This is a genomic window from Streptomyces sp. NPDC007983, assembly GCF_042958345.1.
Classification (GTDB): Bacteria; Actinomycetota; Actinomycetes; order Streptomycetales; family Streptomycetaceae; genus Streptomyces.
In genome coordinates, this window is sequence record NZ_JBIBJI010000007.1 from 185,398 (window position 1) to 200,012 (window position 14,615).

At 76.1% G+C, this 14,615-nt stretch carries 10 protein-coding genes; 3 read left to right on the forward strand and 7 right to left on the reverse strand.

All coding sequences use genetic code 11. The features are described 5' to 3' along the window. Positions 1-2 precede the first annotated feature (2 nt). A complete protein-coding gene (locus ACFZCY_RS23435; protein ID WP_391176458.1) occupies positions 3-770 on the reverse strand; it encodes an ATP-binding cassette domain-containing protein in 768 nt (255 codons plus the stop codon). A 51-nt stretch (positions 771-821) separates the two neighbouring features. Continuing rightward, positions 822-3,398 carry an FtsX-like permease family protein gene (locus ACFZCY_RS23440; protein ID WP_391176460.1) on the reverse strand — a complete coding sequence of 859 codons (2,577 nt, stop codon included), beginning with the start codon at positions 3,396-3,398 and terminating at the stop codon, positions 822-824. Between the two features lie 154 nt (positions 3,399-3,552). Here ACFZCY_RS23440 and ACFZCY_RS23445 point away from each other — a divergent pair, with 154 nt between their 5' ends. The 3 genes from ACFZCY_RS23445 to ACFZCY_RS23455 all read left to right on the forward strand — a co-directional run bounded on the left by ACFZCY_RS23445 (position 3,553) and on the right by ACFZCY_RS23455 (position 8,259). Beyond that, positions 3,553-6,723: a BTAD domain-containing putative transcriptional regulator gene (locus ACFZCY_RS23445; RefSeq protein WP_391176463.1), complete on the forward strand. Its 3,171-nt coding sequence runs from the start codon at positions 3,553-3,555 to the stop codon at positions 6,721-6,723. A 106-nt stretch (positions 6,724-6,829) separates the two neighbouring features. After that, positions 6,830-7,549 (forward strand): exonuclease domain-containing protein, encoded by a 720-nt coding sequence (locus tag ACFZCY_RS23450; protein ID WP_391176466.1) that lies wholly within the window; start codon positions 6,830-6,832, stop codon positions 7,547-7,549. Positions 7,550-7,641: 92 nt separating this feature from the next. Then, positions 7,642-8,259, forward strand: coding sequence for a TIGR03086 family metal-binding protein (locus ACFZCY_RS23455; protein WP_391176469.1), 618 nt, complete (start codon positions 7,642-7,644; stop codon positions 8,257-8,259). Here ACFZCY_RS23455 and ACFZCY_RS23460 read toward each other — a convergent pair. The 5 genes from ACFZCY_RS23460 to ACFZCY_RS23480 form a co-directional block, all read right to left on the reverse strand. Further along, positions 8,256-9,164 carry a phosphotransferase gene (locus ACFZCY_RS23460; RefSeq protein ID WP_391176472.1) on the reverse strand — a complete coding sequence of 303 codons (909 nt, stop codon included), beginning with the start codon at positions 9,162-9,164 and terminating at the stop codon, positions 8,256-8,258. The genes ACFZCY_RS23455 and ACFZCY_RS23460 overlap by 4 nt on opposite strands. 105 nt (positions 9,165-9,269) lie before the next feature. After that, a complete protein-coding gene (locus ACFZCY_RS23465; RefSeq protein WP_391176475.1) occupies positions 9,270-9,815 on the reverse strand; it encodes a nitroreductase family protein in 546 nt (181 codons plus the stop codon). Next, positions 9,806-11,062, reverse strand: a complete 1,257-nt coding sequence (locus ACFZCY_RS23470; RefSeq protein WP_391176478.1) for an FAD-dependent oxidoreductase — start codon at positions 11,060-11,062, stop codon at positions 9,806-9,808. Before ACFZCY_RS23470 ends, ACFZCY_RS23465 begins: the two co-directional genes overlap by 10 nt. Continuing rightward, positions 11,059-12,468 (reverse strand): FAD-dependent oxidoreductase, encoded by a 1,410-nt coding sequence (locus tag ACFZCY_RS23475; protein WP_391176481.1) that lies wholly within the window; start codon positions 12,466-12,468, stop codon positions 11,059-11,061. Before ACFZCY_RS23475 ends, ACFZCY_RS23470 begins: the two co-directional genes overlap by 4 nt. After that, positions 12,465-14,534 carry a molybdopterin-dependent oxidoreductase gene (locus ACFZCY_RS23480; RefSeq protein ID WP_391176484.1) on the reverse strand — a complete coding sequence of 690 codons (2,070 nt, stop codon included), beginning with the start codon at positions 14,532-14,534 and terminating at the stop codon, positions 12,465-12,467. Before ACFZCY_RS23480 ends, ACFZCY_RS23475 begins: the two co-directional genes overlap by 4 nt. Between the last annotated feature and the right edge of the window lie 81 nt (positions 14,535-14,615).

Below are 14,615 nucleotides of genomic sequence, written 5' to 3' on the forward strand. Positions count from 1 at the left end.
CGTCAGGCCCCCATCCGGGCCATGCGGTCGGCGACCCGCTGCGGCGTCGGGTTCTCCATCGCGTCGACGAGGGTGCCGTCGGCGAGGAACAGCACCCGGTCCGCGTACGCGGCGGCGCCCGGATCGTGGGTGACCATGATCAGGGTCTGGCCGGTGCCGTCGACCACGTCGCGCAGCAGGCGCAGCACGTCCTGGCCGGACGACAGGTCCAGGGCGCCGGTCGGCTCGTCCGCGAAGACCACCTCGGGCCGGGTGACCAGGGCGCGGGCGACGGCCACCCGCTGCTGCTGGCCGCCGGACAGCTCGGCGGGCCGGTGGCCCAGCCGCTCGGTGAGCCCGGTGCGGTGCACCACGTCCCGCATCCAGTCGCGGTCCGGCCGCTTCCCGGCGAGCCGGAACGGCAGCAGGATGTTGTCCTTCGCGGTCAGGGACGGCACCAGGTTGAACGACTGGAAGACAAAGCCGATCCGTTCCCGGCGCAGCAGCGTCAGCTTGTGCTCGCGCAGCCTGCTGATGTCGGTGTCGCCCAGGAACACCCCGCCGGAGGTGGGGCGGTCGAGACCGGCGGCGCAGCGCAGGAAGGTGGACTTGCCCGAGCCGGACGGACCCATGATGGAGGTGAACGACCCGGGCGGCAGCGCCACGGTGACGCCGCGCAGCGCGTGGACCGTGCCGTCCCCCCGGCCGTAGCGCCTGGTCACGTTCTCCAGCCGCATGGCGGGGAGCGCGCCCCGCGGGGTCATGCGCGCCGTCTGATCCGGCAGCGTCATCAGATGCCTTCCTCTCCGTGGTGGTTCATTCGCGTCATCCGTAGATGCTGGTCAGCGCGCGGGCCGCTCGCGCAGCATCCGCCAGGCCGGGACCAGGGCCGAGGCGAGCGCGAGGGCCACCGCGCCCGCGGCCGCGGCGAGGAGGAATCCGGGCGGGCCGCTGATGTGGACGCCGCCGGTCAGCGCCATGCTGGTGGCGGACAGCACGATCGCGGCGACCGCCGCGCCGAGCACCACCCCGCAGCCGGCGACGACCAGGCTCTCCCAGGCCACCAGGGCCAGGACGTTGCGCCGGGTGGCCCCGATCAGCCGGAGCATCGCGAACTCCCCGGTCCGCACGAGCGTCGCCATGACGACCGTGTTGGCCAGCGCGAGCGCCGTGAAGGCGGCGATGAGCGCGCTGAAGAGATAGACCGGCCAGGTCTCCTCCACCGCGCCCGCCGCCCCGGCCTCCCGCATCTGGGCGCGGTCGGCTGCCCGGGCCGAGGGCCAGCGCTGGGTCAGCCGCGCCAGGTCCCGGTCCAGGGACGGCCGGTGGTCCGGGCCGGTGATCAGGTAGACGGCGTCCAGCAGCGGGTCGGGGGTGTGCGGGCGCAGCACGGCGGCGGGCACGACGAGGTCGGCGAAGCCGAGGGAGCGGTCGAAGCGGGCACCGATCGTCAGCTCCTTCCGGGTGCCGTCGGGCAGCCGCAGCCGGATCCGCTCGCCGGTCTTCCAGCCGTACTCCTTGGCCTGCTCCTCGCTGACCGCGACCGCCCGCCCGGCCGTCAGCCCGCGCAGATCGCCGTCCTTGAGGTGGATGTCCAGGGCGTGGGTCACGTGCGCGTCGGCGCCGAGCGCCCGCGCGGTGACGCTCTCCGCCTCGTCGGTGTGCACCGACGTCCGCACCCAGGCGGTGCTGGTCGAGGAGACCGCGGTGACGCCCGGCAGCCGCGCCGCGTCCTCGGCGACGCCCGGCGGCAGCCCCTCCGCGTCGTGCGGCAGCAGCACATGACCGGCCGTCAGCCGCTGCCCCGCCCAGTCGGCGGCCACGCTCTGCTGGGTGGTCTGCATGAACAGCGCCGATACGGCGAAGCCGACCATCAGCACGATCGGCACCGCGGCGGCCGCGACCTGGCGCGGCGCGGCCGAGGTGTTGGCCAGCGCCAGCTGCCCGGTGCGCCGCGAGAAGGCCCGTAGGAGCGCTCCCACGAACGGCGTGAGGGGGCGGACCAGGGCGGGGCCGAGCGCGCCCGCCGCGATCAGCAGCGTCAGGACGCCGCCGAACGCCAGCCCCGCCCCCGACACCCCGCCCATGGAGATGCCGAACGCCAGGAACAGCCCGGTGAAGACGAGGAAGGCCAGCCCGGTCAGCAGCCGCGACCGCGGCATCCGCCGCTCCGGCGCCGCCGCCTCGCGCAGCGCCTCGGCCGGGCGCACCCGGGCGGCGCGGCGCGCGGCCGACCAGACGGCGAGCCGGGTGATGACGAGCCCGGCGACGGCGGCCCCGGCCAGCGGCCACGGCCCGACCTCGACCTTCAGTTCCTGCGGCGCGATGCCGAGCGAGACCAGCGCGCCGGCCAGCGGCCCGGCCAGCGCGGCGCCCGCCGGGATGGCGATCGCCGCGCCGACGATCGCGACCAGCAGCGTCTCCCAGCCCAGCATGCGCTTGATCTGACGCGGCGTGGCGCCGATCACCCGCAGCAGCGCGATCTCCTGGTAGCGCTGGAGGATCGCGAAGGCGAAGCCGCCCGCCATGACGAACAGGGCGACGAACACGGCCAGCGACCCCATGGACACCACGAAGACCAGGGTGTCGATGAAGAGCACATCGCTCGAGGAGACCTCCGCCTTGCCGGTGTCGGTCAGCACCTCGACCGCCGGGCCCGCCCCGAGCGCCGCGCGCACCCGGCCGGCCACCGCGCCCGGATCGGCGCCCGCGGCGGTCGTCACCGCGATCGCGTGCACCCGGCCCCCCTCCGGGGCGAGCCGGGCCGCGGTGTCCGGCGCGAAGAACAGCGCCGACTGATCCTTCGTCAGCCCCGCGCGCGGCCCGGCGACGATGCCGCTCAGCCGGTACGTACGGCGGCCCTCGGCCCCGGTCAGCACGGTCACGGGACCGCCGACCCGCAGGCCCCCGCGGCGCGCCGTGGCCGCGTCCACCACCACCTCGCCGTCCGCGCCCGGGGCCCGGCCCGCGCGCAGCGTGTACGGGGTGACGCGCGCGCTCGCCCAGGAGTGGCCGTAGGACCGGGTGCCCTGTTCGGGGGTGACCGGGCTGCCGTCCGAGCCCACCGCCTGCGCGTAGAAGGCCAGGTCGGGGACGGCCGAGCGGACGCCCTCGACGCCGCGCACCCGCTCCACCAGCCGGGCCGGCACCGGCGGGCGCGGCACCAGCGGCGCCTCCACGTCGCCGAACCCGGGCCGGTGCTCCTTCCCGTCCAGACCCACGTCGGAGTTGCCCGCGACCACCAGGGACGCCCCGTGGAAGCGGTTCGGCTCGCCGTGGCCGCGCAGCGCGGACTCCAGCAGGATCCCGGCGGAAGTGAGCAGCATCAGGGCCAGCGTCACCGCCGCGAGTGACCCCGCGAACAGGGAACGCCGGGCGCGAAGCGTACTGAAGGCGAGCCGCAGCACGGCGCTCCTCATGTCGTGATTCGTGTCGACCCAGGGGTGTCTAGGCAGGATCCTCCGGTGGTCTGTCCGAATTCTGTCCGCCGTCTGTCCTTCTGGGCCGTTCGTGTCGGCTGGTCCGGACCGGTTCGCGGGACAGCCGTACCCGTCCCATGGTCCGATATCACCCATGGAGTTCGAATTACTCGGCGACCTCACGGTTCGTAACGGCTCCGGCCTGGCCCTCGCCATCGCCGGAGCCCGGCCGCGCGCCCTGCTGGCCCTGTTGCTGCTGCACGCCCCCTCGGCGGTCAGCACCGGCCGCATCCTGGACGAACTGTGGACGGGGGCACGGGCCAAGGACCCGATGGCGGCCCTCCACACGGCGGTGGCCAAGCTCCGCCGCGCCCTCCAGCCATACGCACCTGGCCTGGTCGTCACGGGTCCAGCGGGCTACCGGCTGGACCTGACCGGGCACACGGTCGATGTGCGGCTGCTGGAGGGGGAGCTGGCCCGGGCGCGCGCCGCCGAGGACCCCGGCCGCCGGGCGGCGCTGCTGCGCGCCGCGCTCGACCGGTGGTCCGGAACCCCGCTCGCCGGGCTGCCCGCGCTGCCGTTCGTCCAGGCCGAGCGGGCCCGGCTGGAGGCACTGCGGCTCACCGTCCTCGAGGAGCGCGCCGACGCCGAACTGGCCGCGCACGCCGCGGCGGGCGGGCCCGCGGGTGGAGCGGATCCGGCCGATCTGGTCGAGGCGCTGCGGACCGCCGCCCGCGCCGACCCGGACCGGGAGCGACTGCACGCCCTGCTCATCCGCACGCTCCAGGCGTGCGGCCGGCAGGCCGAGGCGCTGGGGGTGTACCGGGCGGCGCGCGCCGATCTGCGCGAGCGGCTGGGCATCGAGCCGGGCCCGGAGATGCGCGCCGCCCAGCAGGCCGTCCTGCGCGGCTTCTCCCTCACCGGAACCGCGGCGGGCCCCGGGAACGGCACCACGGCCGGGGCGGCGGCCGGAAACGGCGCCACGGCAGGGGCGGTACGCGCGCGGCGCGGCCCCGCGCCCGATCCCGCCGCCCACCCGAGCCTCCCGCCCGGCACCGACTTCGTCGGGCGCGGCCCCGAACTCGCGGCCGTCGCCGCCCAGCTGGCCGAGGCCCGGCTGGTCACCGTGACCGGCACCGCGGGCATCGGCAAGACCCGGCTGTCCCTGGCCGCCGCGGCCCGCGAACAGGAGGCCGGTGCCACCGTCTGGCGGGTGGACCTGGTGCCCTGCTCACCCGCCGACGTACCCGGCGCCGTCGCCGCGGCACTGGGCGTGGCGCCCGGCCCCGCCGAAACCCTCGCCGACCGGATGCGGCTGGCCATCGGGCGCGCCTCCCGATGCCTGCTGCTCCTCGACAACTGCGAACACCTCACCGAGGCCGCTGCGGATCTCGCCACGCGGCTGCTGGACGACTGCCCCCGGCTGCGGGTGCTGGCCACCAGCCGCGAAGGACTCGGCGTGGCCGGGGAATCCCGCCTCGCCCTGCGGCCCCTGACCGGCCAGGACGCCACCCGGCTCTTCCTCGACCGGCTCGCCAGGGTCTCCCCGGCCGCCGCCCGCGCCGCCGACTGGGACGAGGTCCGGGACCTGTGCGAGGCCGTCGACCGGCTTCCGCTCGGCATCGAACTCGTCGCCCCCAAGGCCGCGTCCACCCCGCTGCCCGTCATCGTCCGCCAGCTCCGCACCCGCCGCGGGCTGCTGGAGGTGCCGCTGCGCTCCGCAGACGCCCGCCACGGCACCCTGCGCGCCGCCCTCGACTGGAGCTACCGCCTCATCACCGATGAGGAGCGGGAGGCGTGGCGGGCGGTGTCGGTGTTCGCCGCGCCCTTCACCGTCGACGCCGCCGAGGCGGTCGCCGGGCCCGGCGCGGGCGACACCCTCGCCCTGCTCGCCGAGAAGTCGCTGCTGGTCTACGACCCCGGCCCCGGCAGCCCCCGCTACCGCATGCTCGTGTCCCTGCGCCAGTACGCCCGGCAGGCGCTCGCCGAGCGCGGCGAGGAGACCGGCGCGCTGCGCCGCCACGCCGACTGGGTCGCCGCCCTCGCGGAGCGCACCGACGCCGCGCTGCGCACCGGCAGCGGCCCGGCCGCCTTCGCCGAGATGAACACCGTGACCCCCGAAGTCGCCGGATGCCTGGACTGGCTGCAGGACAGCGCCGACCCCGCCGACCGGCTGCTCGGCTCCCGCATCGCCACCCACCTCTCCCTCTACTGGATGGCCGCCGGCCAGCGCCAGGAGGGCCACCGGCGGCTGCTGCGGGCCCTGGAATCCACCCCGCCCACCGCCGACTGGTACGCCGAGATCCTGGCCTGGTGCGGCTGGCTGGGCGTCAACATCCGCCGCGCCGGGGACGACGACGAACTGCTGCGGCAGGCCCTCCCCGCCGCCGAGAAGCGCGGCGACCCGGCCCAGGTCACCCTGGTCGGAGCGCTCGCCCTCACCGTCCACGTCCGCCAGGAGCGGCTGGCCGAGGCGCGCGAGGTGGCCCGGCGCACCGCCGCCGCCCTTGACGAGCACGGCCACCGCTGGGAGACCGGGGTGTGGCAGCTGTTCCACAGCGAACTCCTGGTCGCCGAGGACGAACGGCGCGCCGCCCTCACCTCCGCCATGACCGCCCGGGAGCTGCTGACCACCCTCGACCCGCACTCCGCCGCCACCGCGCAGATCATGACGGGCATGGCGTACGAGCGGCTGGGCGAGCGCGCCCTGTCGGTGCGCGCCTTCCGCGCAGCCCACGACGAACTGCGGCTCATCGGCGCCGAACACGAGGCCGCCTACGTCAAGGCCGTGCTCGCGTACGCGGCCGCCGGCGACGGCGAATGGGACGACGCCACCTCCTTCGCCGACGCCCTGGAGACGTACGCCCGCGAGAGCGCCGAGGGCTATCTGCTGGCCAAGGTGGAGACCGTACGGGCGCTGGCCGCCCGCGCCCGCGGCGACCTCGACCAGGCCGAGCGGCTGCACCTGCGCGCCTCCGAGCGCTATCAGAACGGAAACCGCCCCGAATGCGCCGCCCACGACCTCACCATGCTCGGTGTGGTCGCGGCCGAGCGCGGCGAATCGGTGCTCGCCCAGGTCCGCTGGGAACACGCGCTGCGCACCGCGCGGCTGTCCGGCCGCCGCTACGCCGAGGCCCTGCCGCTGCGCGGCCTCCTCGCGCTGCGCGAGGCCCAGGGCGACGAGCCGGCCGCCGCCGAGCTGCGCGACCGGCTGGAGCGCACGGTCCGCGAGGCCTCGCCGTCGCGCACCACCGAGTGCCCGTTCCATCTCGCGGTCTCCTCGGTCGCGTGCGACGCGACCGCCCGAGCCGTGCCCGGCCCTTGACGCCCCCGGCGCCTGGCCGCGGGTGGCCCGCCCGCCACCCGTTGTCAGTGGCGCGTGCGAAGGTGGCGACACCTGGGGGAAGCACAACAAAGGGAGGGCAACCGCCATGGGCTGGCACAGGGAGCTGCTGATCGGGTTCGATCTGGAGACGACGGGCACGGACCCACGCGAGGCGCGGATCGTGACGGCCGCGGTGGTCGAGGTGCGGGACGGGGAGCCGATCGGTCGGCACGAGTGGCTGGCCGCGCCGGAAGTCCCCATTCCGGACGATGCGGTGGCCGTGCACGGGATCACCAACGAGCGGGCGGCGGCGGGCCGGCCCATACGCGAGGTGGCCGACGAGATCGCGGACGTGCTGGTGGCGCACTGGCGCACGGGCGCGCCGGTGGTGGCGTACAACGCGGCGTTCGATCTGAGCCTGCTCGCCGCCGAGTTGGACCGCCACGGGCTGCGCTCGCTGAGCGAGCGGCTGGGCGGCGCGCCGACCGGCCCGGTCGTGGATCCGTACACGATAGACCGCGCCGTCGACCGCTACCGCAAGGGCAAGCGCACGCTGGAGGCGGTCTGCGGGGAGTACGGGGTGGCGCACGAGCGCGCCCACGAGGCCGGGGCGGACGCCCTCGCCGCGGTGCGGGTCGCCTGCGCGCTCGCCGAGCGGCACCGTCAGGTCGCCGGGCTGGAGCTGTGGGAGCTGCACCACAAGCAGGTGGGGTGGTACGCGCACTGGGCCGCCGACTTCCAGTCGTGGCTGCGCCGCGAGGGCACCCCGGACGCGGTCGTGGACGGGGGCTGGCCGCTGCGCGAGGCGCGGGCGGCGGTCGGGTAGTCCCGGTGTCACCGATGAGTTTCCGCCGTCCGGCCGGTCCGTAGAGGTGAGGGGGAGTGGACCGGAGAACCGAAGCAAGAGGAGAGCTACCGATGACCGACCGGACGGACCAGACGGACCAGACTGGGCGCATTGATCTCGGCCCCGCGGCCCAGCGGGTGACGGCGCTGCTCAGCGGCGTCTCGGACGACCAGCTCGGGGCGCCCACCCCCTGCGGGGACTACTCCGTGGGAGAGCTGCTCGACCACTTCATGGGGTTCACGATCGGCATGCGCGACGCGGCGCGGAAGACCACTGGCGGGCCGGACCCGCAGCCCCGGCCGGGCCAGGGGGCGGCCGAGGGGCTGGACCCCGGCTGGCGCCGGGAGCTGCCGCGCCGGCTGGACGACTTGGCCGCGGCCTGGCGCGACCCGGCCGCCTGGCAGGGCACCACCCAGGCCGGGGGCGTCACCATGGCCGCCGACGCCATCGGGCTCTTCGCACTGGACGAGCTGGTGATCCACGGCTGGGATCTGGCCCGTGCCACCGGCCAGCCCTTCGACTGCGACCGGCCCAGCGCCGAGGCCGTGGTCGGGCTGCTGTCCGCGTTCCCGGAGGAGGCGCGGGGCAGCGGGTTCGGTCCCGTGGTGACGGTGCCCGAGGACGCGTCCGCGCTGGACCGCGCGGTCGGGCTCAGCGGCCGCGACCCCGCGTGGCGGGCCGCCGGCTAGAACGCGTACCAGCGCACCGACGCGTCGCCCTCGCGCAGCGAGGCCACCCGACGGCGGAACTCGGCCAGTGCCGCCGGGTTCCCCGGCGCGTGCTGGGCCACCCACGCGCAGCTGGCCGTCTCCCGCGCGCCCCGCAGCACCGCGCAGCCGGACCACTCCCGCACATCCCAGCCGTACGCCGCGGTGAACTCGTCGTACGCCGCCGCGCCGAGCCCGTAGCGGTCCCGGGTCAGCGCCATCACGACGAGGTCGTGCTCGCGCAGATCGGTGGCGAACGTCTCCAGGTCGAGCAGGACCGGACCGTCCGGTCCGATGTGCACGTTGCGCGGCAGCGCGTCGCCGTGGATCGGGCCGGGCGCCAGGTGCGGGGTCAGCTCCGCCGTGGCCGCGGCGATGTCGTCGCGGCGGGCGCGCAGATACGCGGCGTCCGCCGGATCGATCGCCTCCCCGGCCAGCCGCAGCCAGCGTTCGACCCCGCCCAGCAGATCACGGCGTGGCAGTGTCAGGTCCGGCGGCGGTTCCGGCAGGGCGTGCACCCGCCGCAGCAGCGCGGCGAGGTCGCGCGGCCCGGCGGGGCGCTCCGGCGGCGGGAGCCGCTGCCAGTAGGTGACCAGGTGGCCGTCGTACGCGAGCGGCTGCTCCGCGCCGCCGAAACGGCGGTCCGGACGCACCGCGGGCACCCCCTCACGGGCCAGCCAGTCGGCGACCCGCAGCTCCCGCGCAGCCCGCTCCCGTACGCCGAGGTCGCGGCTGACGCGGACCACCAGGGAGAGGCGGTCGAGGGCGAAGACGGCGTTCTCGCCGAGCGCCAGCAGCCGCGCCCCGGCGGCGTCGGCCGTGCCGTGCGGCAGCGCTGCGCCGAGCACCTCCCGCGCCCGTTCCTCCGTGAACCCCGCGTCCGCCACGCCGTACCTCTCCGCCGCCACTGCCGAACCGGGTCCCGGACCGCCCGGCCCCGGACGGCCCAGTCTCCCACCCGGCAGCGCAGGCCACGGCGGCGAACCGAGCGCTTAAACCGGGCTGAAGATCTGCAGGCGGTCGCCTACGTCCGGGGCCTGGCGGCGGCGGGTCGGGCGGCCCGGCTCCACGGTGCCGATGTACAGCCAGCCCAGGGCCCGTTCGGGCTGGTCCAGGTCGAGCAGTTTGCGGACCGGTTCGGCGTCGAGCTGGGCGCCGGTCCGCCAGATACTGCCGAAGCCGCGGGCGTGGAGCAGCAGCATCAGGGAGGTGGTCATCGCGCTGACGGCGGCCATCTGCTCCCATTCCGGCACCGGGGACGTGGTGTCGGGGGAGAACACGAGCGTGGCCAGCAGGGGTGCCCGCCGGGTCTTGGCCCGCATCGCCTCGACGCTCTTGCCGTTGTCCTCGGCCAGGGCGGCGGCGAGCGCGTCCCGGGCGTCGCCGGACATCAGCAGCCAGCGCCAGGGCCGCAGCATGCCGTGGTCGGGGGCGCATGAGGCGGCCTTGAGCAGGTAGCGGAACTCTTCGGGGCTGGGGGCGGGACCGGCGAGCTTCTGCTCGCTGCGGCGGGTGAGGATGGCCGTCATCACGTCCATGCGGGTTCCCTTCTCTGGTGGGGCGTGCCGAGCAGCAACTGTTCGGGGCCGGCGGGCAACGCGCGGCCCATCAGGGAGTGCAGAAGCGGGTAGGCGGTGGTGTCGCCCGCCAGGACGCCGCCGAGCAGGGTGCGGGCGTCGTCGGCGAGGACGAGCTTGGCGTAGCTGCCCGCCCGGTGGTGGTGGCGGACGAACTCGAGGGCGCCGGGTGTCTCGGCGTGGCAGTCGCCGAAGCTGGCGACGTCGACGCCGAGCAGTTTGAGCCGGGTGGAGGTGTCGGCCCCGGCGAAGGGCCGGGCCGGGAGGCCGAGGAGTTGCGCGGCGACGGATTCGGCCATGCGGTAGCCGGGCGCGACGAGCCCGTAGCAGCGCCCCTGCACGGCGGCGCATTCGCCGATCGCCCAGATCCGGGGGTCGGTGGTGCGGCAGTGGTCGTCGACGAGGATGCCGCCGCGGGGCCCGCGCGGCAGACCGGACGGTTCGGCCAGGTCGTCGCGGGGACGTACGCCGGTCGCGAAGACGACCAGGGCCGCGTCCAGGCGGGTGTGGTCGTCGAGGGTCACCGCGCACACCCGCCCGTCGGGGCCGGGGTCGACGGAGCGGGTGATGGTTCCGCAGTGGGGCTGGACCCCGAGCTTGCCGACGAGGTCGGCGAGGACCTGCCCGGCTCCGGCGTCGATCTGGAGCGGCAGCAGATGCGAGGCCGTCTCCACCACGTGCGGCCGCATGCCCAGCAGCCGCAGCGCGTTGGCCGCCTCCAGGCCGAGGAGCCCGCCGCCGATGACGACGCCCGCCCGGCCGGGGACGGACGCCGCCCGGATGGCCTCGACGTCCTCGATGGTCCGGTAGCGGAAGCAGCCCGGCAGGTCGCGGCCCGAGATGGGCGGGACGAAGGGCCGGGAGCCGGTGGCCAGGACCAGCGCGTGGTAGCCCGTCACGGTGCCGTCCGCGCTGGTGACGGTGTGGGCGCGGCGGTCGATGGAGACGGCGGTGGTGTTGAGCCGGATGTCGGCCATGGGGTCGTCGAGGAGGTCGGGGCCGGTCAGGTCGAGCGCCGCGGCGTCCCCGTCCTCCCCGTCCGCCCCGCCTTCCAGGTGCGACGAGAGCGAGAGGCGGTCGTAGGCGGGCCGGGGTTCCTCGGCGAGGATGACGATGCGCCACCGGTCTTCCAGGTCCCGGTCCCGGATGCGCTCCACCAGCCAGTGGCCGACCATGCCGTGGCCGACGACGACGAGGGTGCGGGTCACCGGACCGCCTCCGCCACGGCGGGTTCGGGCCGCGGCTCGGCGGCGTGCAGGGCGGCGCACAGGTCGCGGACCGCGCCCGCGCAGCTGCCGCAGCCGGTGGTGGCGTGGGTGGCCGCGGCGAGCGCGGCCGCGTCCCGGGCGCCGCGGCGCCAGCTGTCGGCCAGGGTGCGTTTGGTGACGTTGTTGCAGTGGCAGAGGACCGCGTCGTCCGGCATCTCGACCGGTCCGTGGCGCTCGGCGGGGGCGCCCAGGAGGAACGCCAGCCGGTCCGTGGGCACCGGCAGCCCCTGGTCGCCCAGGGCGCCCAGGGCGGCGATGGCCTGGGGGTAGCCCACCAGGACGGCGCCGACGAGCCGCTGGTCGCGCAGTTCCAGCCGGGCGTAGCGGCCGCGGGCGGGGTCCTGGAGCGTCACCGTCTCCTCGACATCGGCGGCCGGTCCGGGCGGGCCGAACGCGGCGACGTCCAGTCCGGGCGCCTTCAGCCGGGTCACGGGCACGCTCGCGCGGGGCCGGGCCCGGCCGCCGCAGAGCGTCGCCGCGAGCCGTTCCGCCTGGTCCCAGGCGGTGGTGGCGAGCCCGGGGACCGTGCCGTGCTCCTCGGCGCAGTCGCCGATGGCGTGGATGTGCGGATCGTCGGTGGTCAGCGTGTCGTCGACCACCACGCCGGTGCCGACGGCGAGCCCGGCGGCCCGGGCGATACGGGCGTCCGGCCGGACACCGGCGCACACCACCACGCTGTCGGTGCCGATGGCCTGGCCCCGGTCGAGGGTGAGGGTGCCGGGGGCGTACGCGACGGCCTGCCGGGACGGCTCCAGCCGGATGCCGTGGTCGCGCAGCCCGCGGGCGAGGATCGCCCCGGCCGTGGCGTCGAGTTGGCGGTTCATCGGGTACGGGCGCGGGTGCACCAGGGTGACGCGGGTGCCGCCGCGCCGCAGGGCGAGCGCCGTCTCCACCCCGAGCACCCCGGCGCCGACCACCGCCACCTGCCCGCCGGTGACGCGCCGGCAGTCGGCGACGGTACGCAGCGGGGTGACGCCGTCGGCGAGCCTGCCGGCTTCCGTCAGCAGGCCGGGGACGGCGGGTATCCGGGGCCGGGCGCCGGTCGCGAGCACCAGGTGGTCATACGGGTGGCTGGTGCCGTCCGACGCGTGCGCCAGGCGGCGTTCCCGGTCGATGCCGGTGACCCGGGTGCCCAGCCGCACCACGGTGCCGTCCGGCGGACCGGGCAGGGCCAGGGCGCGGGCCGGGAGCGTGCCGTCCAGCACCGAGGGGAGCAGCACCCGGTTGTACGCGGCCACCGGCTCCGCCCCCAGGACGGTGACGGTGCCCCGGTGGCCGTGGTGGTGCAGCCGGTCCACGAGGCGGTGGGCGGCGATGCCGTTGCCCACGACGACGACGGCGCTCATGCCGTGTCCGTCCAGGGTGCGATGCGGACAGCGCAGACCTTGAACTCGGGCATGTGGCTCTCCGGGTCGAGGGCGGTACTGGTGATGAGGTTGGCCCGGCCGTCCGCGGTGAAGTGGAACGGCAGGAAGACGGTGTCGGCGCGCAGGGTCGGCACCAGCCGCACCCGGGCGACGGCCGTGCCCCGGGCCGAGCTGACCCGCGCCAGGTCGCCCTCGGCGAGCCCGGCCCGCTCGGCGGTGTCCGGGTGCACTTCGAGATACGACTCCGGTTCGGCCGCCAGCAGTTCGGGGACCTCGCGGGTCTGGGCGCCGGACTGGTAGTGCGCCAGCACCCGGCCGGTCGTGGCGAACAGGGGGAAGCGATCGTCGGGGAGTTCGGCGGCGTCCCGGTGGTCGACCGGGCGGAACCGGGCCCGGCCGTCCGGGTGGGCGAAGCGGTCGAGGAAGAGCCGGGGCGTGCCCGGGTGGGGCGGCTGCCCGGGCGGGGTGGCGGGGCAGGGCCAGTGCAGGGCCTCGCCGGCGTCGAGCCGTTCGTAGCTGACGCCGGAGTAGTCGGCCCGGCCGCCCCGGGTGGCGCGGCGCAGCTCCTCGAACACCTCGCGCGGTACGGCGGGGAAACGTTCCGGCGGCTGACCGAGCCGGATCGCGAGCCCGCGCAGCACGTCCAGGTCGCCGCGTACCCCCGGCGGGGGCCCGGAGAGCCGGCGGCGGCGCAGCACCCGGCCCTCCAGATTGGTCATGGTGCCCTCCTCCTCGGCCCACTGCGTCACCGGCAGCACCACATCGGCCAGCAGCGCCGTCTCCGACGGCATGAAGTCGGCCACCACCAGCAGCTCCAGCGCGGCCAGCCGCTCGGTGATCCGCGCGGCGTGCGGCGCGGACACGACCGGGTTGGAGCCGAACACCAGCAGCGCGCGCGGCCCGCCGGCGCGGCCGAGGGAGTCCAGCAGCTCGAAGGCGCTCGGCCCGGGGCCGGGCAGCTCCTGCGGCGGCACGCCCCAGACGGCGGCCACCTCGGCGCGCGCCCTTGGGTCGGCGATCGACCGGTAGCCGGGCAGCTGGTCGGCCTTCTGGCCCAGCTCCCGGCCGCCCTGTCCGTTGCCCTGCCCGGTGAGGCAGCCGTAGCCGCTGCCCGCCCGGCCGGGCAGGCCCAGGGCGAGCGCCAGGTTGATGAAGGCCGCGACCGTGTCGGTGCCCTTGCTGTGCTGTTCGGCGCCGCGCCCGGTGAGGACGTAAGCGCGCCGGGCCTCGCCGAGCATCCGTACCGCCGCGCGCTGGGCGGCCACCGGCACCCCGGTGACCCGTTCGACGCGCTCCGGCCACCAGGCCACGGCCCGCTGCCACGCGGCGTCGAACCCGACGGTGCGCCGGTGCAGATAGCCCTCGTCCATCCCGCCCTCGGTGACGACGAGATGGAGCAGGCCGAGGGCGAGCGCCAGGTCCGTACCGGGCTGCGGCTGGAGGTGGAGGGCGGCCGCCTCGGCGGTCCGGGTCCGGCGCGGATCGATGACGATGAGCCGCGCGCCCGCCAGATGGCGCATCAGCGGCGGCATGGTCTCGGCCGGGTTCGCCCCGGCCAGCAGGATCACCTCGGCGTCGTCGAGGTCGGCCACCGGGAACGGCAGCCCGCGGTCGAGGCCGAAGGCGGCGTTCCCGGCGGCCGCCGCGGAGGACATGCAGAACCGGCCGTTGTAGTCGATGCGGCTGGAGCCCAGCGCCACCCGGGCGAACTTGCCCAGCAGATACGCCTTCTCGTTGGTCAGCCCGCCGCCGCCGAACACCGCCACCGCGTCGGGGCCGTGCACGTCCCGGATCCGGCGCAGCCGGTCCGCGACGGTGTCCAGCGCCCGGTGCCAGCCCGCCGGTTCCAGGGATCCGTGGGCGTCCCGGATCAGCGGATCGTGGAGCCGCACCGGGGTGTCGAGGAGGGCGGGTGCGGTCCACCCCTTCTGGCACAGCCCGCCCCGGTTGACCGGGAAGTCGGAGGGCGTGACGACCACCGCGCCGTCCTCGTGGTCCAGCCGGGTGCCGCACTGCAGGGCGCAGTACGGGCAGTGGGTCGCCACGGCCGACGCGGAAGACGAGGACGCGGAGCGCGCCGAGGGACTGGAAGGGGCCGTGGAGGGCGGCGATTCGGACACGGGCGG